General features: G+C 70.0%; 19 protein-coding genes. 13 read left to right on the top strand and 6 right to left on the bottom strand.

Annotated elements, in window-relative coordinates:
- Positions 1–6: 6 nt before the first annotated feature.
- Both VF612_RS05260 and VF612_RS05255 read left to right on the top strand, forming a co-directional pair.
- The gene (locus tag VF612_RS05260) at positions 7–411 is read left to right on the top strand and encodes a response regulator transcription factor (RefSeq protein ID WP_408658798.1); all 405 of its coding nucleotides are present in this window, start codon (positions 7–9) and stop codon (positions 409–411) included.
- On the top strand, positions 408–2,510 hold the full coding sequence (locus tag VF612_RS05255) for an ATP-binding protein (RefSeq protein WP_408658797.1): 2,103 nt from the start codon (positions 408–410) through the stop codon (positions 2,508–2,510). Before VF612_RS05260 ends, VF612_RS05255 begins: the two co-directional genes overlap by 4 nt.
- On the opposite strand, the gene VF612_RS05250 is transcribed toward VF612_RS05255, so the two are convergent.
- From VF612_RS05250 to VF612_RS05240, 3 genes are all read right to left on the bottom strand, one after another.
- Positions 2,482–2,994 carry a mycothiol transferase gene (locus VF612_RS05250; RefSeq protein ID WP_408658796.1) on the bottom strand — a complete coding sequence of 171 codons (513 nt, stop codon included), beginning with the start codon at positions 2,992–2,994 and terminating at the stop codon, positions 2,482–2,484. The two genes, VF612_RS05255 and VF612_RS05250, sit on opposite strands and share 29 nt — an antisense overlap.
- A 43-nt stretch (positions 2,995–3,037) precedes the next feature.
- Positions 3,038–3,226: a hypothetical protein gene (locus tag VF612_RS05245; protein ID WP_408658795.1), complete on the bottom strand. Its 189-nt coding sequence runs from the start codon at positions 3,224–3,226 to the stop codon at positions 3,038–3,040.
- An 89-nt stretch (positions 3,227–3,315) separates the two neighbouring features.
- Complete coding sequence (locus VF612_RS05240) at positions 3,316–5,466, bottom strand: RecQ family ATP-dependent DNA helicase (protein ID WP_408658794.1); 2,151 nt, start codon at positions 5,464–5,466, stop codon at positions 3,316–3,318.
- A gap of 36 nt (positions 5,467–5,502) precedes the next feature.
- Between VF612_RS05240 and VF612_RS05235 the strand changes: the two genes are divergently transcribed.
- A complete protein-coding gene (locus tag VF612_RS05235; protein ID WP_408658793.1) occupies positions 5,503–7,308 on the top strand; it encodes a S9 family peptidase in 1,806 nt (601 codons plus the stop codon).
- A gap of 258 nt (positions 7,309–7,566) precedes the next feature.
- Here the strand turns inward: VF612_RS05235 and VF612_RS05230 are convergent, their stop codons facing one another.
- The gene (locus VF612_RS05230; RefSeq protein ID WP_408658792.1) at positions 7,567–8,211 is read right to left on the bottom strand and encodes a LysE family translocator; all 645 of its coding nucleotides are present in this window, start codon (positions 8,209–8,211) and stop codon (positions 7,567–7,569) included.
- A 201-nt stretch (positions 8,212–8,412) separates the two neighbouring features.
- Here VF612_RS05230 and VF612_RS05225 point away from each other — a divergent pair, with 201 nt between their 5' ends.
- A complete protein-coding gene (locus VF612_RS05225) occupies positions 8,413–10,236 on the top strand; it encodes a DUF4157 domain-containing protein (RefSeq protein ID WP_408658791.1) in 1,824 nt (607 codons plus the stop codon).
- Between the two features lie 41 nt (positions 10,237–10,277).
- On the opposite strand, the gene VF612_RS05220 is transcribed toward VF612_RS05225, so the two are convergent.
- Both VF612_RS05220 and VF612_RS05215 read right to left on the bottom strand, forming a co-directional pair.
- The gene (locus VF612_RS05220) at positions 10,278–10,487 is read right to left on the bottom strand and encodes a hypothetical protein (RefSeq protein ID WP_408658790.1); all 210 of its coding nucleotides are present in this window, start codon (positions 10,485–10,487) and stop codon (positions 10,278–10,280) included.
- 441 nt (positions 10,488–10,928) lie between these two features.
- Positions 10,929–11,396 carry a hypothetical protein gene (locus VF612_RS05215; protein ID WP_408658789.1) on the bottom strand — a complete coding sequence of 156 codons (468 nt, stop codon included), beginning with the start codon at positions 11,394–11,396 and terminating at the stop codon, positions 10,929–10,931.
- A 378-nt stretch (positions 11,397–11,774) separates the two neighbouring features.
- On the opposite strand from VF612_RS05215, the gene VF612_RS05210 reads away from it, so the two are divergent.
- The 9 genes from VF612_RS05210 to VF612_RS05170 all read left to right on the top strand — a co-directional run.
- On the top strand, positions 11,775–15,320 hold the full coding sequence (locus VF612_RS05210; protein ID WP_408658788.1) for an error-prone DNA polymerase: 3,546 nt from the start codon (positions 11,775–11,777) through the stop codon (positions 15,318–15,320).
- Positions 15,321–15,438: 118 nt separating this feature from the next.
- Positions 15,439–17,112 (top strand): GspE/PulE family protein, encoded by a 1,674-nt coding sequence (locus VF612_RS05205; protein WP_408658787.1) that lies wholly within the window; start codon positions 15,439–15,441, stop codon positions 17,110–17,112.
- A gap of 46 nt (positions 17,113–17,158) precedes the next feature.
- Complete coding sequence (locus VF612_RS05200; protein WP_408658786.1) at positions 17,159–18,268, top strand: type IV pilus twitching motility protein PilT; 1,110 nt, start codon at positions 17,159–17,161, stop codon at positions 18,266–18,268.
- 3 nt (positions 18,269–18,271) lie between these two features.
- Complete coding sequence (locus VF612_RS05195; RefSeq protein WP_408658785.1) at positions 18,272–19,501, top strand: type II secretion system F family protein; 1,230 nt, start codon at positions 18,272–18,274, stop codon at positions 19,499–19,501.
- 201 nt (positions 19,502–19,702) lie between these two features.
- Entirely contained in the window at positions 19,703–20,143 is a 441-nt protein-coding gene (locus VF612_RS05190; RefSeq protein WP_408658784.1) for a prepilin-type N-terminal cleavage/methylation domain-containing protein, read from the top strand.
- Positions 20,144–20,239: 96 nt separating this feature from the next.
- Positions 20,240–20,719 (top strand): type IV pilus modification PilV family protein, encoded by a 480-nt coding sequence (locus VF612_RS05185; protein ID WP_408658783.1) that lies wholly within the window; start codon positions 20,240–20,242, stop codon positions 20,717–20,719.
- Positions 20,713–21,540 carry a hypothetical protein gene (locus VF612_RS05180; RefSeq protein ID WP_408658782.1) on the top strand — a complete coding sequence of 276 codons (828 nt, stop codon included), beginning with the start codon at positions 20,713–20,715 and terminating at the stop codon, positions 21,538–21,540. Before VF612_RS05185 ends, VF612_RS05180 begins: the two co-directional genes overlap by 7 nt.
- Positions 21,541–21,557: 17 nt before the next feature.
- Positions 21,558–24,425: a hypothetical protein gene (locus tag VF612_RS05175; protein WP_408658781.1), complete on the top strand. Its 2,868-nt coding sequence runs from the start codon at positions 21,558–21,560 to the stop codon at positions 24,423–24,425.
- A gap of 62 nt (positions 24,426–24,487) precedes the next feature.
- Positions 24,488–25,185, top strand: a 698-nt coding sequence (locus tag VF612_RS05170) for a prepilin peptidase (RefSeq protein ID WP_408658780.1), incomplete at its 3' end; no start/stop codon positions are given.

Raw genomic sequence — 25,185 nt, 5'->3', positions numbered from 1 at the left:
ACCGCCATGACGAACGAGCCGACGTCCGAAGAACGGCTGCCGGTCGCGCTCATCGCCGAGGACGACCGCGACATCCGCGAGCTCGTCACAGCCAAGTTGACCGCCGCCGGGTACCAGGTGCTGTCCTACGGCAACGGCCCGGAGGCGCTGGCCGCCACCCACAAGCACCGGCCTGACGTGGCCCTGCTGGACGTGATGATGCCCGGCATCTCCGGCCTGGAGATCCTCACCCGGCTGCAGAAGGACCCCGCCACCCGCACCATCCCGGTCATCCTGCTGACTGCCAAGAGCCAGGAGTTCGACATCAACTCCGGCTTCGCCGTGGGGGCCGCCGACTACATCGTCAAGCCCTTCAGCCCCCGGGACCTGGTGTCCCGGGTCAACGCGGTGCTCGGGCGGACGCCCGCGTGACCAACAGCGCCGTCCCCGTCGACACGCGTGACGCGGTCGGCACCCGACTGCGCAAGCTCGTGATGATGCTGCTCCTGCTGCTGGTCGGCATCGGCACGGCCGGCGTGATCGCGGTCCAGGTCGCCACCGACCAGGTGTCCGACCTCGCCCAGGGCTACGGTCCGGCCGGCGAGCAGCACGCCCAGGCGCTGACGCTGATGCTGGACGCCGAAACCGCCGTCCGCGGCTATCTGATCACCGGCAACCGCAACTTCCTGCAGCCCTACCTGACCAGCCGCGGCAAGATCCTGCCGAGCCTGGACGCCACCCTCGACCACCTGCACGCGATCGACGACCACCACCTCGATCGGGCGCTGGCCGAGGAGCGGGCGCTGGCCAAGCAGTGGCTGGACAGCTACGCCGACCCGATCGCGAACCGGCGCCGGCCGCCGAACCCCACCGAGGTGTACGAGCAGCAGAGCGCCAAGCAGCTCTTCGACCGCTTCCGCCAGGCCGACGAGGCGGTCGGCAACAGCCTCGACGCCAACCGCCGCCGGACCCGGGAGTCGTCCCAGCGGCTGGGCAGCCTCGCCATCCCCATCCTGATCGTCGCGACCGCGCTGGCCGTGCTGATCGCCGCGATCCTGTCCTACCGGATCGCCACCGGGCTGACCCGGCCGTTGCGGGCGCTGCGGTCGGTGGTCGGCCGGCTGGACCGGGGCGATCTGGGCGCGCGCGCCAACGAGCAGGACGGGCCCTCGGAGGTCAGGGCGCTGGCCCGGGCGGTCAATGCGGTGGGCCGGCGGGCCCGGGCCGAGGCCATCGTCGACCGGGACGCCGAGGTGTTCCGGCAGCGCACCAGGCTGATCGCCTCCACCATCCGGCGCACCACCAACGGCAACCAGATGGCCGAGCTGCTGGTCCGCGGGCTCGGCGATGCGATGGAGGCCGACCGGGTCTGGCTGCAGGTCTACGGCGACGAGCGGGTGCCGCAGCTGACCGCGCAGTGGCAGCGCGAGCCGCTGCGGCCGTTGCCCCCGCCCGAGCCCGAGCATCTGGAGACCACCAAGGCGCTGGCCAGCCGGCTGTGGGAGACCGCGCACATCATCACCATCGACGACCACCGCACCTACGAGCCGACCATCGCCGGGCGCTCGGCGTTCGCCCTGGCCCAGTCCATCGGCGCCAGCGCCTCGCTGCTGGTCCCCGTCGGTGACAGCTCCAGCGCGTTCGGCCTGCTGTGGATCTCGATGGCCGGCCATTCCCGGCACTGGACGCTGACCGAGACCGGCATCGTCCAGCACCTGGCCGCGGACCTGGCTCACAGCCTGGTGCAGGCGCACGTGATCGAGCGGCAGGCCCAGGCGGTGCAGCTGCTGCGCGAGCTCGACCAGGCGAAGGCGGACTTCATCGCCACCGTCTCCCACGAGCTGCGGACGCCGTTGACCTCGATCAACGGTTATCTGGAGATGCTGCAGGACGGCGAGGGCGGCCAGCTGCCGGAGCCGGCCACCGCGATGCTGAACATCATCGACCGCAACGCCACCCGGTTGCGCAACCTGATCGAGGACCTGCTCACCCAGTCCCGGATCGACGCCGGCCGGCTGCGGCTGGAGCTGGCGACCGTGCAGCTGCGGCCGCTGCTGCAGACGGTGCTGACCGCGATGGCCCCGCTGGCCTCGGCAAGTGACGTCAAGCTCGAGCTCACCGGCTCCCAGGACGACCTCAACGTCCAGGCAGATGCCCAGCAGCTGGAGCAGGTCTTCACCAACCTGGTCTCCAACGCCCTGAAGTTCACCCCGCCCGGCGGCAGCGTGCTGGTCACGCTGTCCCCGGCCGACGACGACGGCGTGCTCATCGAGGTCCGCGACACCGGCATGGGCATCCCACCGGGTGAGTCGCCGAACCTGTTCACCCGGTTCTTCCGGGCTTCCAACGCAGCCGAGGCCGCATTGCCGGGTACCGGCCTGGGGCTGGCGATCGTCCAGGAGATCGTGCACCGGCACGGCGGCGCGGTGGACATCGAGTCCGAACTGGGCGTCGGGACCACGCTCACGGTCTGGCTGCCGGCGAGCCCGCAGGACAGCGACCTCAGGATGTCGGACTCAACAGCCCCGTGAGGTAGCCGGCCTGTCCGGCATGTTGCAGGTCATCGGACAGCACGCTCACCAGCCGCACGCCGAGGGTCACCGGCGGATCCCACGACTCGTCGACCACCCGGGCGAGATCGACCTCGGTCAGGCCCTCCAGGTACTGCCGGGACCGCTCGAACACCGCCTGGTGGTAGTCGAGCAGCAGCTGCGCCGAGGGGACGCGCACGGCGCTGACCTGCTCGGGCCGGTGGCCGTAACCGGTGTCGGACACGTCCAGGGCCAGCCCGAACCGCTCGAACCAGCCACCGCTGGTCCAGACCTGCTCGGTGTCGGCCGCGCCGGCGATGTGGTCGTCCTGGATCCGGGTCAGGTGCCAGATCAGCCAGCCGATCGTGTTCGCCCCGGGCGCCGGCGCGAACGCCAGCTGCTCCGGCGACAGGCCGGTCACCGTAGCGGCGACGATCTCCCGGATCCGGTCGTAGCCGTCCACCAGCACCTGCGCGACTGTCACTGCGTTCTCCATCCCGCTATTCCAGCAGAGTGGAGAGGGGTGGTTACATGCGCCCGTTCATGCCCTGGCTGCTGCTGACGGCGATGCCGAACCGGAGCGCGTTGGCCTGCTCTTCGGACAGGCCCGGCTTGTCGTAGGAGATCTCGCGTTCGGACCTGCGGCTCCACCAGTAGAGCCCACCGAAGGCGGACAGGACGAGCACCGCTGCGATGACCAACAGAACCGTAGTCATGACGCGTCCCCTTCTCCTGTAGGACCAGTTATACGCGACTGCGATTCCGGACGAGAGGTAAATTTCGTAACGATCGGTCCCTTATCGATTCACCCGGCCAGGCCGAGCACGAACGGGTACACCGGCCCGGCGCCGGCCGCTCGCAGCAGCCGAGCCACCACGGTGATCGTCCAGCCGGTGTCGCAGAAGTCATCCACCAGCAGCACCGGCGCGCCGCGGTGCTCGCCGGCCAGCTGGTCGCGCACCGGGTCGGGCAGCCGGTAGCCGTCCCAGCTGGCTTTCAGCCGCTGCGCGCTGTTGGAGCGGCCGGCAGCGGACCTGCCGACGTGCTCGACGGCTCCGAGGTCGGCCAGCCGGCCGATCCGGCTCAGCTGGCCGGCCAGGTCGGCGACCAGCAGCGGCCGGCGCAGCGAGCCGATCCGGACCACCGCTGCCGGCCGGGACTGCCATCCCCAGGCGGCCAGCACCGGGATGCTCGCCGCGATCAGCTCGGGCGGCACCGGGCCGTCCGGAGCGCTCTCGGCCAGCGCTGCCCGGATCCGGGCGCCGTAGCCGAGGTCGGTGAACCGGGCGACGGCCCGTCCCGGCTCCGCGGACTCGGCCTCGGCGATCTTGCCCCGGACCGGCACCCCCAGCGACGCCATCCCGGCCGGCCACTGCCGGCGGGGCTCCAGCACCACACCGGGCCGGTGCAGGCTGGCCTCGGCGTCGGCCACCGCGGCCGCCGGCGCCACGGGGGTCAGCGTCAGGCCGCCACAGTTGTCGCACCGGCCGCAGTCCTCGGTGGCCGGGTCGTCCAGCTGGGTGCGCAGGTAGCGCATCCGGCAGGAATCCAGCCGCAGGTACGTCCGCATCGCCTGCTGCTCGGCCTGGCGCACCTCGGCGAGCCTGGCGTAGCGCTCGGCGTCGTAGTGCCAGGGCTGCCCGGTGCTGATCCAGCCACCCTTGACCCGCTGGACCGCGCCGTCGACGTCGAGCACCTTGAGCATGATCTCCAGCCGGGCCCGGGACAGCTCGATCCGGGTCTCCAGCGCCGCGGTGCTCATCGGCCCGGGGCTGCTGCCGAGCACCTCCAGCGCCTGGCGGACCTGGCCGGGGCCCGGGAAGCCGACGGAGGCGAAGTAGTCCCAGATCGCCTGGTCCTCCGCGCCCGGCAGCAGGATCACCGGCGCCTTGTCCAGCCGGCGGCCGGCCCGGCCGACCTGCTGGTAGTACGCGATCACCGAGGCCGGCGCGCCGAAGTGGATCACGAAACCGAGGTCGGGCTTGTCGAACCCCATGCCCAGCGCCGAGGTCGCCACCAGCGCCTTGACCCGGTTGTTGATCAGGTCGTCCTCGGCGCCCAGCCGCTCGGTCTGCTCGGTCTGGCCGGAGTAGGCCGCCACCGGGTGGCCACGCTCGCGAAGGTAGCCGGCGACCTCGTGCGCCGCGGCCACCGTGAGGGTGTAGATGATCCCCGAGCCGGCGAGCGAGCCGAGCTGGTCGGCCAGCCAGGCCAGCCGGTGCGCGCTGGACGGCAGCGACAGCACCCCCAGCTGCAGGGACTCCCGGTCCAGGCTGCCGCGCAGCACCAGCACCTGCGCCGACCCCAGCCCGAGCACCTCGGTCACGTCGGCCACCACCCGGCTGTTGGCCGTCGCGGTGGTGGCCAGCACCGGGATGCCGTCCGGCAGCTGTGGCAGCAGGGTGCGCAGCCGCCGGAAGTCCGGCCGGAAGTCATGGCCCCAGTCGCTGATGCAGTGCGCCTCGTCCACCACCAGCAGGCCGCAGGTGGCTGCCAGCCGGGGCAGCACCTGGTCGCGGAACTCCGGGTTGTTGAGCCGCTCCGGCGAGAGCAGCAGCACGTCGATCTCGCCCCGGTTGACCGCGGCATAGGTCGCCGACCAGTCCTCCAGGTTGGTCGAGTTGATCGTCGCGGCGCGGATGCCGGCGTGCTCGGCGGCGGCGATCTGGTTGCGCATCAGGGCCAGCAGCGGCGAGATGATCACGGTCGGCCCGGCGCCGCGGGCGCGCAGCAGCGCGGTCGCGACGAAGTAGACGGCCGACTTCCCCCAGCCGGTGCGCTGCACCACCAGCGCCCGGCGCCGGTCCACCACCAGGGCCTCGATCGCCCGCCACTGATCGGCGCGCAGCTCGGCGGCGGGGCCGGCCAGCGCCTGCAGCTGCGTTTGCGCCTGCTCGCGCAGCCGGGCCCGGTCCTCGGCCGGCAGGTCGGTGGCCGTCGGCGCCGAGAACGTCATGAGTGATGTCTAGCAGCCGGATGCGACGATGCTGGAATGACCACAGCGACCGACCGGCTCGTCGAGCTTCTCGAGCTGCGCCGCAGCACCCTGTTCGACATCGACTCCGGCCAGCGGCTGCTGGTGGGCAATGACGACAGCGGCTCGGTGCAGCTGTATGAGATCTCCCCGGACGGCGACTGGACCCAGCTCACCGATCTCGGCGAGCCGTGCAGCGGCCGCTATCTCCCCGGCGAGCGGGCGGTCGTGGTGTCGGCCGACACCGGCGGCACCGAACGCGCCCAGCTGTCCCTGCTGCGCCTGGATGGCGGCCGGGACGGCCTGCCTGCCCTGGAGCCGGTGGTCTACAACCCCGACTTCATCCACAACCTGCTCGACGTCCAGCCCGGCCGGTTGATCTATGCCACCAACCGCCGCAACGGCGTGGACTTCGACATCGTCTCCCACACCCTGGCCACCGGCGAGGAGCAGGTGCTGTGGGACGGCGGCGGCTGGTTCTCCGACGCCCAGGTCTCGCCGGACGGCCGCTGGGTGGTGCTGTCCCGGCTGACTCTGGTGCCGGCGTCCTCGGAGCTGCTGCTGGTCGAGTCGGCCACCGGGCAGGTCGGCCCGATCACCGACGCTGCCGTGCCCGGCGACTGGTCAGGGGTCCAGTGGCTGCCGGACTCGACCGGGCTGCTGGCGTCCTCGGACGCCGAGTCCGAGTTCGTCTCGCTGCGCAGGTTCGACCTCGCCGATCGGCGCTGGTCCACGCTGGCCCGGGTCGACGGGTGCGACGTGTTCGGCTGGCCGGCCCCGGACGGGCGCCGGGTGGCGGTGGTGAGCACCCGGGACGGCGCCGACGAGCTCACCGTGCACGGCTACGACGGCGCCGGGCTCGGCGCCGGCCAGCGGGTCGGCTTCGACCATCCCGGCGTGCTGACCTTTCGCTCGCACCCGGTGTGGGCGCCGGATTCGGACCTGCTCGGCCTGACGTTCGGCTCGCCGGTCCAGCCGCCGGAGGTCTATGCCTGGCGCGGTGGCGACCATGCCGAGCGGCGGACCACCAGCAACCCGGTGGCGGCCACCGAGGGGCTGGCGCAGCCGAGTTCGGCGAGGGCGCCGGCGCCGGACGGCGAGCAGATCCCGGTGCTGGTGATGACACCGCCCGCGCCGGACGGCTCCGCCGTGCTGGTGATCCACGGCGGGCCCGAGGCGGCCACGGTGCGCAACTGGAACCCGGTCGCGGCCGCCCTGGCCCTGGCCGGCCACACCGTGGTGCTGCCGAACGTCCGGGGCTCCACCGGCTACGGCCGCCGCTGGCTGTCGATGGATGACGTCGAGAAGCGGCTGGACTCGGTGGCCGATCTGGTGGCGGTGCGGGACTGGCTGCCGACGCTCGGCGTGGACACCGGGCGGGTCGCGCTGTACGGCGGCTCCTACGGCGGGTACATGGTGCTCGCCGGGCTGACCTTCTATCCCGAGCTGTGGGCGGCCGGCGTGGACATCGTCGGCATCTCCTCGCTGGTCACCTTCCTGCAGAACACCTCGGCGTACCGGCGGGCCTACCGGGAACGGGAGTACGGCCGGCTCGCGGAGGACCGGGCGGTGCTGGAGGCGGCGTCACCGCTGCCGCGCATCGACCGGGTGCGGGCCCCGCTGCTGGTGATCCACGGCGCCAACGACCCCCGGGTGCCGCTGTCGGAGGCCGAGCAGGTGGTGGCCGCCGTGCGCGGCAACGGCATCGAGTGCGAGCTGCTGGTGTACACCGACGAGGGACATGGCCTGGCCAAGCGGGTCAACCAGCTGGACGCCTATCCGCGGGTGCTGGACTTCCTGGCCCGCCAGCTGGGCGAGCGCTGACGTCGCTGTTGCAGTCAACAGTGATTCGCTGAATGCCGCCCCGCCGTACCGCCAGGGCGCACCGGCACGTAGCCATCGCAGGAACGAGAAATCGCTCTTCCATGCAGTCATTCGTCTGCATCCCGGCAATTCGGCGAGAACATCCAGACTGCTGACCGGCCGTCGGTTCTGGTCGCCCTCTTCATCGACGCGGAGCGGTTTCGCACGCTCTGACAAACGAAACCTCCACGCGTCCTTCCAGCCCGTCGCCCCAGACCCTCAGCCGGAGACCGGTCGAGTCTGGTCGGTGGCGATCTTGATCGCCAGCACGCCGAGCACGCTGCCCATCAGGTAGCGCTGGATCCGCAGCCAACCGGGCCGGTGGGCGAAGAACGCGGCGATGGTGCCGGCCGCCAGCAGGATCAGCAGGTTGCCGGTCAAGGCCACTAAGATCTGGACGCCACCGAGCACGAATCCCTGCAGGAGGACGTGTCCGGCGTCCGGGTGCACGAACTGTGGGATCAGTGACAGGTAGAGCACCGCGATCTTGGGATTGAGCAGGTTGGTCATCAATCCCATGGTGAACAGCCTCCGGGATGAGTCCGGCGGCATCTCGGTGGGCGCGAAGACGGCGACGCCGCCGGGACGCAAGGTCTTGAAGGCGAGCCATCCGAGGTAGCCGGCGCCGGCGATCCGCAACGCGAGGTAGAGCTCGGGCACCTCGGTGAAGATGGCCGACAGCCCGAGGTTGGTGGCGGTGAGGTAGACCAGGAAGCCGACCGCCACCCCGCCGAGCGAGATCACTCCGGCGCGCCGGCCCTGGGTGATGCTGCGCGAGACCAGGTACATCATGTTGGGACCGGGTGTCATCACCAGCGCCAACGACACCAGGAATACGCCCGCCACGGCCGAATAGGTCACCATCGGTCCGATGCTAAACAGGCCTTCGTCAGTTGCCAACCTCTACGTGAGGTATGTCCTGATCGTGCTATCGGGCTGCACGCGGCGCTTCGTCTCGGCAACGAGACCCCTATTTATTTTCACTTAAACCTAACATTCCTTCATGATCTTGCTATGGTCGGCAGACCCCCGTCTGGCAAGGCCGTTCCGGAAGGCATTCCCCCGATGCCCCGCACCACCCGTTCTCAAGCAGACACCCCTGGCCAGACGCTTCGTCGATCCAGCGAGGCCACGCCGCACGCCGGCTCCGAGAGCGCCTGCGACACCGACGGTCAGCCGGTCCGCCGGAGCGCGATGGCCGGCCTCGCCCTCACGCCGTCGCAGGTCGCGCCATTACAGGTGGGCGCCGCCGACGATGCCGCGGAGATCGCCGCCGACCAGGTGGCTCACGACGCCGTCCGCGCGCTCAGGCGCCAGGCTCTCCGGCACGACCAGCCCGGCGCTCCCTGCCAGCACCCGGCGCCGCCGTCGGTGCTGGGAACCCTGCAGCGCCGGATGGCCGATCCGGTGGCGCGGCGCGAGAGCGCCGCCACGGCAGGCGCGACCATCGGGGCAGCCGGCGGCCCGTTGCCCGACAGCGCGGCGGCCGAGATCTCCTCACTCGGCAGCGGGCAGCCGCTGCCGGCCGCGTACCGCGCCGTGATGCAGCAGGCGATGGGCGCCGACCTGGGCCGGGTCCGGGTGCACACCGGCCCGAAGGCGGCCCAGCTGAACCGGAGCATGCAGGCCTCGGCCTTCACCGTCGGCCAGGACATCTACTTCCGCGACGGGCTGCCCGACCTCGGCACCACCGGCGGCCAGCACCTGCTCGCCCACGAGCTTGCCCATACCCTGCAAGGCGACTCGACGGTCAACCGGCTCCTGGTCAACCACAGCGATGTGCTCGGCCCGGTCGATCTTGCCGCCGAGGACCTGATTCCCGACGCCCAGCCGATCGGCGAGGCGGTCCGGGCCCGGATCAACTCCGCCGACAGGTACTACCTGCCGGACACGCCGGAGCCGGACCTCGCCGATGACCCGATCCACTTCCTCGAGGAGCGGGTGTACCTCCTGGGCGAGCAGCACGGCGACGGCACCTGGGAGGCCCGTACCGGCCGGTGGTCCTACATCCGCAAGGCACGGGAAGGGGTGAAGTCCTTCGAAGGCCAGGACGCCACCGAGAAGGCGGCCATCCCGGCGCCCGGCGCGGAGGTCGCGCTGGAGGACATGCACGCCTACATCCTCACCCGGATCATCGCCGCCCAGCGACTGATGGGGTACTTCGACACCGTCAAGCTGGTTCCCGCGGCCGTGGACGTGCTCCGGGAGCAGCTGGAGGAGTTCATCCGCGGCCTGATGCAGTACCGCGCGGTCTCGGCGGAGTGGCAGAAGAACCCGCCGTCGGGCGCGGACCTCAAGGCCAGCACCCGCTACCAGCTGTTCGGCGAGCTTGCCTACGTGGTGCCGGCCAGCGATGCGTTCGCGCCGCTGCTGGCGCTGGCGAAGGACGCGGCCAGGCTGCCCGACGCCAAGCAGGTGAAGGCCGGCCGCAAGCTGCTGAAGGAGAGCGCGCTGCGGATGCTGGACCTGATCGATGACCGCGCGCTGGCCAAGAAGCTCCTCGCGGTGCTGGGCAACGAGCGGGTCGGCGCGGACCCGATCGCCGACCGCGACAAGATCGTCAAGCTGGCCTCGGACACGGCCAGGACCGATGACGTCACAGGCCCGGTGGAGGCGCTGGATGCGGTCAACCCGCTGCGCGAGCAGGCGATGGTGAACCGGATCGCCGCCGCCGGCGCGCCGCTGTTCGTCCAGATCGGCCAGGCGCACGTCGTGCGGGTCGGGACCGAGCTGCGCAAGCGCGGCATCAAGGTGCTGGGGGTGGACTCCTCCGACGACTTCCTGGCGCTGCTCAGCCGGTCGAACCCACCGAGGCAGGGGCCGCCGCAGCAACCGGTGCCGGTCGCGCCGCCGGTGGCCGGGCCGCCGGTGGTTGCCGTCGCGCCCTGACCCTCGAAGCCGACACCGGCAATCAGGGGGCGCCGCTTCTGTCAGGGCAGGGCAGGTGGTGGCGGCACGAGCAGGGCGTTGCTCAGCGCGGAGAGCGTGGGAAGGTCGGCGACCTGGATCCCCAGCCGTTCTGCCACGGTGCTGCCTGAGTGCGGATGGGGGTCCGTCGGCCAGCTCGCCCCACCGGCGTCATGGAACAGGCCCAGCGCCCAGCCACGAGCATCGGTGCTGAACCGGGGCTGGTATCGCACTCCGAGCAACTGTGCCCCTGACGGGCCGAATGCCTTCGCCCACGCCTGGGTGATGTCGTACCGGCCGGTGACGCCGATCTCGCGCGTGGCCGAAGCCGGCTGCGTCGGCAGCGCAGAGGTCAGCCACCCGGCCGCCCTTCGCCGCCCGCAGCTGGGACAGCTCGGTGTCCTCGGCGAGTCGGCGCGGGACATAGCCGAGCGCGAGCAGCCTCTGGCCCCAGCGCTCTCGCACCGCCGCCTCGGCGCCCGAGGCGAGGTAGCAGGTCCCGTGGGGCGGCCGCAGGTCGAAGCGCCCACTGCCGTCGCTGGAGAACCACCACGGGTTCGCCCCCGCCTTGTGCGCCCGGTACAGGGTGTGCGTCCGGCGCAGCGTCCAGCTGGGATATCCCGCAAGGCTGCCGCTCGGCGCGCGGATTTGAAGACGTCGGCGTGAACGCCCGGTCACTGCGCCAACCGGCTGGCGGTCCGGCGAGCCTCGACGAGCACCGGTTCGGGGTTCCGTCCCTCGGCGAGCCATCGATACGCGGGCATGCCCTCCAGGCACTCGGGCACCGGGGCGGCCAGCCAGGTGGCCCACGTCCACGGGTCATCGATGGCTTGGCGCAGCGTGTCGAGCACCTCCGCCAGCTGCGAGATCGGGCGGCCGTCGTCGGTGAACTGCCAGACCGGGTACACCCGCTGGCCACCGTCGGCGGTCGGGCAGCCGAGCATCTTGCGAGCTCTGACTCGCTGATCGAGCGCTTGCCGGGTGATGCCGAGCCACCTCGTCACCGACCTGGTCGTGTAGAACGGCCCGAGCTGGACGAAGGGGTGCGGGGTCGGAATGAGCGCTGCCGCCCGCGCGGCGAGCTGGTCCGGATCGATCAGGGCCAGGTCATCCTCGCTGACCGACTCCAGCCGACGGGTCACAGCGCTGAGGACGCTGGACAGCAGCAGATCCTTCCGCGTGCCGAGCTTGCCTGCGGGAACAGGACCTGGAGCGCTCGGGCGATGGCTGACGTAGGCGAGGGTGTCGATTCGTGCTGGCGCCTGTACCGCCGCGCTGACCGCGTTGCCGGCTGCCGATGAGCCCCGCCCCGTACGGCTTGCCATTTCAACCTCTAATCGTCAAGTGCGTCAAGTAGCAGTGTACGTCGCTGCGTGCCGGGACCGTCAAGGACGTCAAGCACCATGTTGCCCCTAGCAAGTCTTGCAGGATGAGCCAGGGAGTGCGTCAGGAAGGCGGAACTGGGAAAGTCCCCTGGGCCAGCTAGATATATTCGAACATATGTTCAGTACACTTCGTCTATGGGCTTCAACAATCCCGTGGTGCCGTGGCGCGAGCTGGAACGCCGGCTATCGGGACGCCCGAGCCCTGACGACCCGCCCTATCAGGCCCCCGACCACAGCGACGGCGATGGCGAGCACGACGGCCCGGGCATCGACCCTGCCCCGCTGGAGCTCTCCCGGCGCCGGGGCCACGGCAGCGACCGCGAGCCCGACGGCGGCGATTCCCCCGCCTGGAGCCGCAAGCGGCCCGCCTACGAGGCGCCAGCGATCCCGCTGGCCGGCGACAGCCCCGTCCCCTACGCCGAGCTGCACGCCCACTCCTCCTTCTCCTTCCTGGACGGCTCCTGCGACCCCGAACAGCTGGTCGAGGAGGCCGTCGCCCTGGGCCTGCAAGCCCTGGCGCTCACCGACCACGACGGCATGTACGGCGTCGCCCGGTTCGCCGAGGCCGCCGACGCCCTGGGGCTGCCCACGGTGTTCGGCGCCGAGCTCAACACCGGCATCGAGCTGCCGCGCACCCGCACCGAGCGCTCGATCGCCGCCCGCACCGGCGTCCCGGACCCGCCCGGCACCCACCTGCTGGTGCTGGCCCGCAACCCGGCCGGCTACGCCAGCCTGTGCCGGGCGATCAGCCAGGCGAACCTGCGCGGCGGCGCCAAGGGCCGGCCGGTCTATGACCTGGATGAACTGACCGGGCTCTGCAACGACAACTGGCTGATCCTCACCGGCTGCCGCAAGGGCAGCGTCCGGCAGGCGCTCGAACCGGACTACGGCACGTTCGCCCTGGACCCGGCCCGGCACGCGCTGGCGGAGCTCGTCGACCGGTTCGGCCGGGACAACGTCGCCGTCGAGCTCACCCACGCCCTGGAACCGCTGGCCGACGAGCGCTACGCAGCGCTGGCCGAACTCGCCGGCGAGCAGCGGCTGCAGTTGATCGCCAGCACCGCCGCGCACTACGCCGCCCCGCGCAACCGGCCGCTGGCCACCGCGATGGCCGCGGTCCGGGCCCGCACCAGCATGGACGCCCTGGACGGCTGGCTGCCCGGCTGGGCCGGCCAGCACCTGCGGTCCGGGGCCGAGCTCGCGGCCCGGTTCCGCCACTACCCGCAGGCTGTTGCCACCGCGGCCCGGCTCGGCGCCGAGCTGGCCTTTCCGTTGCGGCTGGTGGCGCCGAACCTACCGCCGTTCCCGGTGCCCGACGGCATCGGCGACGGAACCGAGATGGGCTACCTGCGGCAGCTGACCTACGAAGGTGCCCGCACCCGGTACGGCCCGCCCGGCCCGGCCACCGACCGCGCCTACCGCCAGCTCGAACACGAGCTGGCGATCATCGACGAGCTCGGCTTTCCGGGCTACTTCCTGGTGGTCTGGGAGCTGACCCAGTTCTGCCGCGAACGGGGCATCCTCTGCCAGGGCCGCGGCTCGGCCGCCAACTCCGCGGTCTGCTTCGCCATCGGCATCACCGCCGTCGACGCGGTCGGGCACAACCTGCTGTTCGAGCGGTTCCTGGCGCCCGAGCGGGACGGGCCACCCGACATCGACATCGACATCGAGTCCGACCGGCGCGAGGAGGTCATCCAGCACGTCTACGCCCGGCACGGCCGCCAGCACGCGGCGCAGGTCGCCAACGTCATCACCTACCGGCCGCGCTCGGCGGTCCGCGACATCGCCCGGGCGCTGGGCTACGCCCCCGGCCAGCAGGACGCCTGGAGCAAGCAGATGGAGTCCAGCTACTACTGGGCCGAGCCCAGCCAGGAAGCCGCTACCCAACAACCCGAGAAAGCCCAGCCACCCGGCACGTCCCGACAGGACGACGATCCCGACGCGGTGCCCGAGCAGGTGCTCGCCCTGGCCGAGCAACTGCAGCACGCCCCGCGCCACCTCGGCATCCACTCCGGCGGCATGGTGATCTGCGACCGTCCGGTGATCGAGGTGTGCCCGGTCGAGTGGGGCAGGATGCCCGGCCGGACCGTCCTGCAGTGGGACAAGGACGACTGCGCCGCCACCGGCCTGGTGAAGTTCGACCTGCTGGGCCTGGGCATGCTGTCGGCGCTGAAGTACTGCTTCGATTTCGTGGAGGCCCACCACGGCCACCGGTACGGCCTGCACGAGATCCCGCCCGAGGACCCCAAGGTCTATGACATGTTGTGCGCCGCCGACACCGTCGGGGTGTTCCAGGTCGAGTCCCGGGCCCAGATGGCGACGCTGCCCCGGCTCAAGCCGCGCACCTTCTACGACCTGGTCATCGAGATCGCGCTGATCCGTCCGGGCCCCATCCAGGGCGACTCGGTGCATCCCTACCTGCGCCGCAAGAACGGCCTGGAGCCGGTGACGTACCCGCACCCGATCCTGCAACCGGCGCTGGAGCGCACCCTCGGCATCCCGCTGTTCCAGGAGCAGCTGATGCGCCTGGCCATCGACGCGGCCGGCTGCAGCGCGGCCGAGGCCGACCAGGTCCGCCGGGCGATGGGCTCCAAGCGCAGCGAGGAGAAGATGGCCCGGCTGCGCGACCGGCTCTACGAGGGCATGCGGGCCAACGGCATCACCGGCGCGGTGGCCGACGACATCTACACCAAGATCAAGGCGTTCGCCGCCTTCGGCTTCGCCGAGAGCCACTCGATCAGCTTCGCGTTCCTGGTCTACGCCTCGTCCTGGCTGAAGCTGTACTACCCGGCGGCGTTCTGCGCGGCGCTGCTCAACGCGCAGCCGATGGGCTTCTACTCCCCGCAATCGCTGGTGCAGGACGCCAAGCGGCACGGGGTCGCCGTGCGCGGCCCGGACATCAACTCCTCGCTGGCCGCGGCCAGCCTGCAGGACGCCTCCGAAGGCGAGTCCAGCTACTCCGGCCCCGGGCCGCGGCAGCCGGCGGTCCGGCTGGGGCTCTCCAGCGTCCGGTCGATCAGCGCCGAGCTGGCCGAGCGGATCGTCGCCGAGCGCGAGCACGGCAACTACACCAGCATGACCGAGCTCGCCCGCCGGATCGGGCTGAACACCACCCAGCTGGAAGCGCTGGCCACCGCCGGCGCCGTGGAGTCCCTGGGCGTCAGCCGTCGTGAGGCGCTCTGGGTGGCCGGCGCGGCCGCGGACTACCGCCCGGGTCAGCTGGACCTGCCGGCGCCCAGCGAGGAGCACATCCCGGCGCTGCCGGAGATGTCCGAGCCGGAACAGCTGATGGCCGATCTGTGGGCCACCGGCATCACCCGCGATCGCTATCCCACCGCCATGATCCGGGAGCGGCTGGACTCCCTCGGCGTGATCTCCTCCGCCCAGCTGCGCCGGCTGCCGGACCGGACCAGGGTCACCGTGGGCGGCATCGTCACCCACCGGCAGCGTCCGGCCACCGCCCGCGGGGTCATCTTCGTCAACCTCGAGGACGAGTTCGGAATGATCAACGTCATCTGCGACCCGGTGGTCTGGCAGCGCCACCGCAAGGTCGCCGTGGGGTCCGGCGGCCTGCTGATCCGCGGCATGCTGGAGCGGGCCGACGGCGTGCTGAACGTGGTGGCCGAGCGGATCGAGCCGCTCAACCTGGGCCTGCGCACCACCTCCCGCGATTTCCGCTGACCGCTCAGATCCGGCGGGAAGCCCCCGATAGGAAATCAGGTGGTACCTACCGCGCCCGGTGATAAATCCCCCCGGTCACCAGGTGCGGTAGGTCCGCCATCCGCTTTCCGGAGGAGCCATGGATCCCGCACTGCGCACCATCGTCACCGCATTGCGCGGACGTGGCCTGGATGACGGCGTCCTCGACCGGGCCATCGAGACCGCCAAGATCAGCGGCCGGCCGCTGCGCTCGGTCCTGGTCGACGACCAGATCATCACCGATCTCCAGCTGGCGCTGGCCACCGCCGACGCCTACGGCGTGGAAGCGGTCGAGCTCTCGAGCTTCCCGGTGGACCCGCTCGCGATGGCGAGAGTCCCGCTCACCCTGGCCCGCCGGCACAACATGTTCCCGATCGCGGTCACCGACACCACCATCACGGTGGCCGTCGGAGATCCCGGCGACGTGCTCGCCCTGGACGACATCCGGGCTGCCACCGGCCTGATGGTCCGGCCGATGGTGGTCACCAAGGAAGACCTCAACCGGCTGCTGGACCGCTACACCCGCGCCAGCACCGACCTGGACGAGGCCGCCGCCCAGGCCGAGGCCGAGGACGGCACCGGCGACGCGGACGGCCTGAACTCCGTCAACGAGGACGCCCCGGTCGTCCGGTACGTCAACTCCCTGCTGGAGCGCGCGATCAGCTCCCGGGCCTCGGACATCCACCTGGAGCCGAGCGAGTTCGACCTCAAGATCCGGCTCCGCATCGACGGCGTGCTGCACGAGGTGGACGCCGTGCCGCGGGGCATCCAGGCCGCGCTGATCTCGCGCCTGAAGATCCTGTCCGGCCTGGACATCACCGAGCGCCGGGTGCCGCAGAACGGCCGGATCACCCGGGACCTCGGCGGGCGCAGCGTCGACCTGCGCTCGGCCACCCTGCCCACCGTGTGGGGTGAGAAGGTGGTGCTCCGGGTGCTGGACACCGGCGGCATCGACCTGGAGCTGCGCAAGCTCGGGTTCACCGACTACAACTACGGACGGTTCTCCGAGAGCTTCCGCAAGCCGCACGGCATGGTGCTGGTCACCGGCCCCACCGGCTCGGGCAAGTCCACCACCCTGTACGCCACCCTGGGCGAGATCGCCCGCCCCGAAGTCAACGTGATCACCGTCGAGGATCCGGTCGAGTACCGGATGGACGGCATCAACCAGGTGCAGGTGAACCCGAAGGCCGGGCTGACCTTCGCCGCCGTGCTGCCGGCGATCCTGCGATCGGACCCCGACGTGGTGCTGATCGGTGAGATCCGGGACCGGGCCACCGCCCAGCTGGCCGTCGAGGCCGCCCTCACCGGCCACCTGGTGCTCTCCACCCTGCACACCAACGACGCGCCCAGCGCGATCCCCCGGCTGGTCGAGATGGGCATCGAGCCCTTCCTGGTCGGCTCGTCGCTGGACGCGGTGCTGGCCCAGCGGCTGTCCCGCCGGCTGTGCGAATGGTGCAAGGAGAAGTACACGCCGAGCCAGAAGGAGCTGGCGGCGGTGCACTGGAACTTCGAGGAGTTCGGCGAGCCCGGCTTCCTGTACCAGGCCGTCGGCTGCCGGTCCTGCGCGCAGACCGGCTACCGCGGCCGGCTCGCGTTGAACGAGGTCATGCCGGTCTCCGAGCAGATCGAGCGGATGGCCGTCGAGCACGCCTCGGCCAGCGAGATCAAGAAGGTCGCCCTGGCCGAGGGCATGGTGACGCTGCGCGATGACGGCCTGCGCAAAGCCCTCGACGGCCTCACCACCCTCGAAGAGATGCTCCGGGTGACCGTATGACCCCGACCGAATACCCGACTGACGACACCACTATCGAAGGACCTTCATGAACCCGCTGATCGCGCTCGAGGCGCCCTTCGCCATGCACGAGGCGAAGAACGAGCTGGACGAACTGCTCACCATGCTCGTGGAGCTGGGCGGCTCGGACCTGCACATCACCGCAGGCATCGCGCCCTGCATGCGCATCAACGGTCACCTGGAGCCGCTGGCCGGCCGCAACCGGCTGGCCCCCGTCGACACCGAGACCCTGATCCGGTCGGTCCTGAGCGAGAGCCTGTGGGAGCGCTTCGAGAAGGTCCAGGAGCTTGACACCGCCTACGCGATTCCGGGGGTGAGCCGGTTCCGGGTGAACGTCTACCGCCAGCGGGGCGCGGTGGGAGCGGCGTTCCGGGCCATCCCGCACAAGATCCGCAGCCTCGACGAGCTGGGCCTGCCGCGGTCGGTGGAGAGCTTCGCCCACCTGACCCGGGGCCTGGTGCTGGTCACCGGCCCGACCGGCTCGGGCAAGTCCACCACGCTCGCGGCGCTGCTCGACGTCGCCAACCAGACCCGGTCGGCGCACATCGTCACCATCGAGGACCCGATCGAGTACCTGCACTCGCACGCGCGCAGCGTGGTCAACCAGCGCGAGGTCGGTTCGGACACCTCCGACTTCGCCATCGCCCTCAAGCACGTGCTGCGCCAGGACCCCGACATCATCCTGGTCGGCGAGCTGCGTGACCTGGAGACCACCTCGGTCGCCGTCACCGCCGCCGAGACCGGCCACCTGGTGCTCGCCACCCTGCACACCCAGTCCGCGGCGCAGACCGTCGACCGGATGATCGACATCTACCCGCCGCACCAGCAGACCCAGATCCGGGCCCAGCTGGCCAACTGCCTGCAGGGGGTCGTCACCCAGGCGCTGGCGCCGCGCAAGGACGGCATGGGCCGCTCGATCATCTGCGAGATCATGATCGCCAGCGCGGCCATCCGGAACCTGATCCGGGAGGGCAAGGTGCACCAGATCCCGTCCTTCCTGCAGTCCTCGGCCGACACGGGAATGCTCAGCTTCGACCAGCACCTGGCGCAGCGGTACAGCGAGCAGCTGGTCAGCAAGGCGACCGCGCTGGAGCTGGCCCACGATCCCAACGAGTTCAAGCGACTGGCGAGGATCTAGACCATGGCTACCAAGACGTTCGCATATGAGGCGCTGGACCGCTCCGGCCTGCTGATGAAGGGCAAGATCGACTCCGTCTCCGCGCAGGCCGCCGCCAACTCCCTCGCCGACCAGAAGCTGCTGCCGCTGTCGGTGGAGCAGACCGGGCAGGGGCTGCAGAAGGACATCAAGATCCCGGGACTGGCCAAGCGGACCAGCCTGAAGGACCTGGCGATCCTGTCCCGGCAGTTCGCGTCGATGACCTCCTCGGGCCTCACCCTGCTGCGCTCGCTGGCGATCCTGGAAGACCAGACGACCAAGCCGAAGCTCAAGCTCGCCCTCAGCCAGATCCGCGCCGACGTCCAGGGCGGCTCGACGCTGTCCAAGGCGATGGCGTTGCACCCGGACCACTTTCCGCTGCTGATGGTCAACATGGTCAAGGCCGGCGAGACGGGTGGCTTCCTGGACGAGGCGCTGACCCGGATCGCGAAGATGTACGAGGACGACTCGAACCTGCGGGCCAAGATCAAGGCGGCGATGACCTACCCGGTCATCGTCCTGCTGTTCTCGCTGCTGCTGGGCACCGGCGTCATCATCTTCATCGTCCCGGTGTTCGAGAAGATGTTCGCCCAGCTCGGCGGCAACCTGCCGCTGCCCACCAAGATCATGGTGGTGCTCTCGCACAATTCCTACTGGTTGCTGCCGTTGTTCCTCATCGCCGCGGTGGGCGGCTTGCGGGGCTACCGCAGGGCGATGCGTACCAACTACAGCTTCCGGCTCCGGATGGACCGGCTCAAGCTGCGGCTGCCGGTGTTCGGGATGCTGTTCACCAAGCTCGCCATCAGCCGCTGGGCCCGCAACCTGGGAACGCTGATGGCGGTCGGCGTGCCGATCATCCAGGCGCTCGAGGTGGTCGGCGGCACCGCCGGCAACGCCGTGGTCTCCGAGGCGATGGACGACGTCCGGGCCGCGGTCCGGGTCGGCCAGCAGATGTCCGGGCCGCTGGCCAAGCACCCGCTGTTTCCGAACATGGTGGTGCAGATGATGGAGGTCGGTGAGGAGACCGGCCAGATCACCGAGATGCTCGACAAGGTCGCCGACTTCTACGACCACGAGGTGGAGACCGCCACCGAGTCGCTGACCTCGGCGATGGAGCCGCTGCTGGTGGTGCTGCTCGGCGCCGTGATCGGCACCATGGTGATCTGCCTCTACCTGCCGATGTTCTCGATCTACCAGCACATCCAGACCGGCTGAGCTTCGGCACGACATGAGCGCGGTGCTGCGACCCGCTCGCGTGTCGTCACTCATAGTTACCAAATTGATACTGCACGTAGCTAAATAGTCCTTCTGGGCCCTAAGCCTCCGTTAGATCATGCCGATTTAACTTCGTGAAGTGACCTAGCAAGGCTTTGGCCCCCCGCCGACGCCCCACTCCTAACGAGCCAGGAGGCTCTTATGCTCAACAAGCTGCACCAGCTCCGTGAGGAGCGCGCCGAGGGTGAGAAGGGCTTCACCCTCATCGAACTGCTGGTTGTCGTCGTGATCATCGGCATCCTGATCGCCATCGCGATTCCGATGTACCTGAACTACCAGAAGGGCGCGAAGAACAAGTCGGCCGCCTCCGACACCCGCAACGCCATCGCCGTGGTCGAGCAGTGCTACGCCGACGGTGGCAACAACTACCCGGCCGCCGCCGTCACCATCGCCGGCACCAGCGGCGCCATCACCTGCGGCTCCGGCGCCACCGCCGCGACCGGCACCATCAACGTCTCGACGGGCAACTCGCTCGTGCTGACCCCGGCCGCCGGCTCGTACACCATCGCCACCACCGCCGGCAACCCGGGCGACAAGGTCTACACCTACAGCAGCAGCACGGGTCAGACCACCACCAGCTAGTCCCTGATGTCCGAGCTGGGCGGGTGGTCACGACCGCCCGCCCAGTTCGTCATTCCATCCCTCCCATCCGCCAGCGATACCGAGAAGGTGCGCCGCATGAACCCAACGATGACCTCCCGGTCCTTCGCTGGGCCTGCCGGTGTCCTGCTCCGGATGGTGCGGGAGGTCAAGCAAGCCCGCTCGGCCAAGGACGACCGGCCGGGCGACGACGACGGATTCACCATGGCCGAGGTGGTCGTGTCGATCGCGCTGTTCACGGTGGTCTCGTTCGCGGTGATGATGGCCCTGGTCACCCTGGTGAAACTGACCGGCGTGACCCAGAACCGGGTCGCCGCCTCCAACCTGGCGCGGCAAGAGGTCGAACGGCTGCGCGGGCAGAACAGCACGCTGAGCCAGCTGGATGCCGCCGCAACCACCGTCGCGCTCAAGGGCGTCAGCTTCACCGTGACCCCGATCATGAGCCCGGCCGCCACCGCGACCTGCGCCGCGGGCGCCTCCCGCAACGTGACCGTCAAGGTCAGCTGGCAGGACAGCTCGTTCCGGTCGGTCCGCTACGACACGGTGCTCTCGTGCTGAGCCGGCGCTGGCAGGCGATCCGCTCGCGCGCCCGCGGGCTCGGCGCCGAGGACCGGGGCGTCACCCTCGCCGAGCTGATGGTCAGCATGATCCTGACGACCATCCTGGGCACCATGGCGGTGCTGTTCTTCGTCGGCGCCAGCCATGCCGGGTACAAGACCGTGCTGACCAACCAGAACTCCGGGGACGCCCGGCTGACCCTGGACAGCTGGACCTCGATGCTGCGGGTGGCCGGTTGGCTGGACCCGAGCATCCAGGCAGACCGGTTCGAGGAGATCACCAGCACCAAGATCGTCTTCTACGCCAACCTCAACAACCGTTCGACCGCTGTCAGCGGCTCCTTCTCCGCGCCGGCGGCCACCACCAAGGTGGCGCTGATGCTGCGGGTGAGCACGCCCAGCACCGGCGTCGGCCAGCTCATCGAGGTCGTCTTCGATGCCGACAACACCACCGTGAAGTCGGTGCGCCAGCTCGGTTTCAACGCCAAGGCCAGCGGCGGCCAGCCGATCTTCCAGCCGTACTCGCGGATCGGCAGCCCGCTCGACCTGACCCAGCTCGGCTGCCTGGCCGGCACCACCCCCACCGCCGGATTGTGCCTGCAGAGCGGCCAACCCGGCTCCGGCATGCTCGACCCGACCATCGGCGCCGGCTCGCTGGCCGTGACGTCGGGCGCCTATCGCGGCAACCCGGCGCTCAACGTCGACAAGGCGCTCAACCAGATCGGCAGCATCGCCATCGCCTTCACCGCCCTCGATCCCTCCAACACCAGCAGCATGGACTTCTCGTCGCTGGCTTCGGTGAGTTCGGGGTTCCCGTCATGAGATCCGGGGGCAGCGCCATGAGAGCCACGAGGAAGACAACCAGCCGGCGAGGCGGCCCGTGGGCAGCGCGCGCTGGGCTGATCGCCAGGCTGCGTCGCGAGGAGGCCGGCCAGAGCCTGGTGCTGGTGATGATGATCAGCATCATGGCGATGCTGATGCTCACCACCGCGACCACCTCCCTGACCGGCCAGATCCGGCCCGCGAAGGCAAGCGTCGACTCCGGCGCGGCGACCGCCGCCGCTCAGGCAGGCCTGGAAAGCTTCCTCAGCTGGGTCAACACCCATTGCCCGCCGACGGTCGGGTTCGAGTGCGCGAGCCTGACCACCGGGCTCACCAACAAGGCCGGCCTCACCGACCCGCTGATGCAGCAGGGCGTGCCGATCACCGGGGGCGACGGGGTCGCCAGCGTCGAGGCCTACTGGTGGAAGGTCACCTTCGCGACCTCGGGCCTGGCCAGGGTCAAGTCGGTCGGCCAGGTGCCGACCGGCAAGCCCAACCCGAAGTACCGGATCAAGACCCTGGTCGCCGACGTCGACGCGATGCCGAGCTTCAACAACTTCCAGTACTACACCAAGTACGAGACCTACTCCGCGGAGTTCATCAACAGCTTCTACAAGGCGCGCTCGGTGCAGGTCACCTCGGCGGCCAACCTCAACGGCACCTCGATCAGCAGCAAGAGCAAGCCCGGCACCCTGCAGTGGGCGGGCACCTGCACCTACGTCGATGCCAGCACGACTCCGCTGTGCGACTCCAGCCACAGCACCAACGTCTGTGACGACCTGTACTACCCCAACAGCGCCGGCCCCGGACGTGGCTCCAACACCGGCTGGAACAACGCCAGCCGGCGGCCCTCGAGCGCCACCCAGGCCGCGATGGGCACCGATTCGACCTTCGCCTACTTCACCGAGAACGGCACCTACACACCCTCGTCGGGCACCGCTGCCTCGCTGGTCCACAACGACACCTGCGATTCCTCGATGGAACCGAACATGGTGATGAACGGCCCGGTCTACAGCCAGGACGCCTACCTGGTCGATCGCGGCAAGGACACCGGAAGCTCCAAGAACAGCAGGCCGAACTTCGACGCGGCGGCCTACACGGTGTGGACCGGCGCGATCAACGGCAGCCAGCAACCGGCCGGCCCCAATGGCGGCTACATCCGCGCCTACCCCGGCACCGACGGCTCGGCCCAGCTGACCGACAACTACCCCACCGGCGGCTCGGGCGCCGTGTTCCCGATCTACCAGTCCAACGCGCTGGAGCTGCCCGAGGACGCCACCGAGGCGCTGCCACTGGCCCAGTGCGTCTACACCGGTCCGACCCGGATCAAGGTCAACGGCACGACCGCCCAGATCACCAGCCCGCTGACCCCGGCCGGCTCGTCCGATTGCTACCGCAGCACCGGCACCTTCAGCAACGTCAACACCCTCGACAGCCTGGGGCAGAGCACCACCGATCCCTCGGGCGGGGTGGTCAACGCGATCGTCCCGCTGACGCGGACCCTGATCTACATCAAGAACCCCACCTCGGTCACGCCGACCCAGGCGACGGTGGCCAGCCCGGTCTTCAACACCACCACCAACCTGACACTGCCGGCGGGCTCCACCGCCAACACGCTCACCGGCACCTGGACGGACAACTCCTCCTACGTCGCCACCGCGGCCTGCCCGTCCCCGGCCGCCCCGGCCAAGCGCCGCAACTTCGACTGCGAGACCGGCAAGGGCACCCCCAAGAACGACGTCTTCACCGCCATCAAGACCGCGGTCGACGCCCAGCTGGCCGGGGCGAGCCCGACCACGGCCAGCATCGACGCCGCGATCACCGGTGAGTTGAGCATCCCCTCGCAGAAGGTCGGCACCACCGCGAACTCCTTCTGGTACACCGTGACCGTCACCGCCGGCACGCCCACCACCACCACGGTGACGCCGGAGGCCGCCAGCGGCGCCTTCATGCAGACCACGGTCGGCAAGGGGTACACGACCACCGTCAAGCCCTGGAACGTCAAGGTGGACCGGGTGGTGTGCGGCTCGCTGACCAAGAAGGGCGACTGCGTCAACACCACCACCCCCATCGTGCAGGGCACGGTGAGCAAGACCTCCAGCGCGGCAGCGGGCTCGCCGATGAACACCACCCAGAACTTCCCGTGGCACGGCAAGCAGCCCGGTGACAGCGGCTACGACGCCGCCAAGACCTACACCGACCCGAGCAACGACGTCACCCCGTACTACCACGGCTACGGCGACGTCTACATCGACGGCGTCACCAACGCCAACGTCTCGATCGTCGCCGAGCACGACATCGTCATCACCAACGACCTGACCTACAACAACCCCACGGTCTCCAACACCAGCAACGGCATGGGGCTGATCGCCACCCACAATGTGCGGATCTACCGGCCGATGACCTGCGCGACCGACGGCGCCCTCGGCGCCACCACCCTCGGGTACTGCCCCAACGATCTCAGCGGGGCCTACACCGACAACCTGACCTGGCCGGTCTCCAACAACTACCCGTCCTACATGTACAAGCCGAGCAGCGCCCCGTCGATGACCAACGGCGGCAGCGGATTGATCTACGCGACCGTGTTCGCGCTGCGCGGCTCGTTCATCGCCGACAACTTCTACCGGGGCGAGATCGGCCATGGGATCAACATCTACGGCGGGCTGTACCAGTACCACCGGGGCGCGACCAGCATGCCGTACCAGGGCCGGCCCTACCAGGGCTCGGGCACCAAGATGCCCGGCATCTCGGTGACCTACAACTACGACAACATGCGGGCCGGACAGGCGGCCAACGGCGGCCTGCGGATCCCCTACATCCCGCCACCGGACGGCCGGCTGACCAGCAACACCTGGAATGTCATCAGCATCTCGACGGGATCCTGAGATGCTGACGCCTGCATCCCCCGCCCTGACAACCCGCACCCGCCGACGGGAAGGTCTGCGCCATGTGGCTCCTGCTCGTCGTGGCAGGTGTGTTCGGCCTGGCGATCGGGTCGTTCCTCAACGTCGTCATCTACCGGGTGCCCAATGGCGGATCGCTGATCACGCCGGCCTCGCACTGCCCGCACTGCCAGTCGCCGGTGCGCAACCGGCACAACGTGCCGGTGCTGGGCTGGCTGGCGCTGCGCGGCCGGTGCGCCGACTGCGCGGCGACGATCAGCGTCCGGTACCCGCTGGTCGAGCTGTTCACCGGTGTGGCGTTCGTCCTGGTCACCTTGCGGCTGCACTCCCTCGAACGGCTGGCGGGGCTGCCGGCCTGGCTGTACTTCACCGCGATCGCGATAGCGCTGGCGGCAATCGATCTGGACTGTCACCGGCTGCCCAACGCGATCGTGCTGCCGTCCTATCCGGTGCTGGCGCTGTTGCTGGCAGGACCGGCGCTGTGGCAGCACGACTACTGGACGCTGCTGCGGACGGCGATCGGCGGCGTCGTGCTGTTCGGCAGCTACTTCGCGCTGGCGCTGGCCTACCCCAAGGGGATGGGCTTCGGCGACGTGAAGCTGGCCGGCCTGATCGGGGCCATGCTGGGCTGGCTGAGCTATTCGGCTTTGCTGGTCGGGGCATTCGCCGCGTTCCTGCTCGGTGGGGTGGTCGGCATCGCGGTGATCGCGAGCAGGCGTGGCACCGGCAAGACACCGCTGCC

It is taken from the genome of Jatrophihabitans sp., assembly GCF_036388195.1.
Lineage (GTDB): Bacteria > Actinomycetota > Actinomycetes > Mycobacteriales > Jatrophihabitantaceae > Jatrophihabitans_A.
The sequence above is the reverse complement of the archived record's forward strand: the minus strand, read 5'-3'. Positions and strand labels throughout refer to the sequence as shown.

Coding starts and splice junctions, on each gene's coding strand:
- VF612_RS05260 (WP_408658798.1), top strand. CDS start 7: ATGACGAACGAGCCGACGTCCGAAGAACGGCTGCCGGTCGCGCTCATC.
- VF612_RS05245 (WP_408658795.1), bottom strand. CDS start 3,226: ATGACTACGGTTCTGTTGGTCATCGCAGCGGTGCTCGTCCTGTCCGCC.
- VF612_RS05240 (WP_408658794.1), bottom strand. CDS start 5,466: ATGACGTTCTCGGCGCCGACGGCCACCGACCTGCCGGCCGAGGACCGG.
- VF612_RS05235 (WP_408658793.1), top strand. CDS start 5,503: ATGACCACAGCGACCGACCGGCTCGTCGAGCTTCTCGAGCTGCGCCGC.
- VF612_RS05230 (WP_408658792.1), bottom strand. CDS start 8,211: ATGGTGACCTATTCGGCCGTGGCGGGCGTATTCCTGGTGTCGTTGGCG.
- VF612_RS05225 (WP_408658791.1), top strand. CDS start 8,413: ATGCCCCGCACCACCCGTTCTCAAGCAGACACCCCTGGCCAGACGCTT.
- VF612_RS05210 (WP_408658788.1), top strand. CDS start 11,775: ATGGGCTTCAACAATCCCGTGGTGCCGTGGCGCGAGCTGGAACGCCGG.
- VF612_RS05205 (WP_408658787.1), top strand. CDS start 15,439: ATGGATCCCGCACTGCGCACCATCGTCACCGCATTGCGCGGACGTGGC.
- VF612_RS05200 (WP_408658786.1), top strand. CDS start 17,159: ATGAACCCGCTGATCGCGCTCGAGGCGCCCTTCGCCATGCACGAGGCG.
- VF612_RS05195 (WP_408658785.1), top strand. CDS start 18,272: ATGGCTACCAAGACGTTCGCATATGAGGCGCTGGACCGCTCCGGCCTG.
- VF612_RS05190 (WP_408658784.1), top strand. CDS start 19,703: ATGCTCAACAAGCTGCACCAGCTCCGTGAGGAGCGCGCCGAGGGTGAG.
- VF612_RS05185 (WP_408658783.1), top strand. CDS start 20,240: ATGAACCCAACGATGACCTCCCGGTCCTTCGCTGGGCCTGCCGGTGTC.
- VF612_RS05175 (WP_408658781.1), top strand. CDS start 21,558: ATGAGAGCCACGAGGAAGACAACCAGCCGGCGAGGCGGCCCGTGGGCA.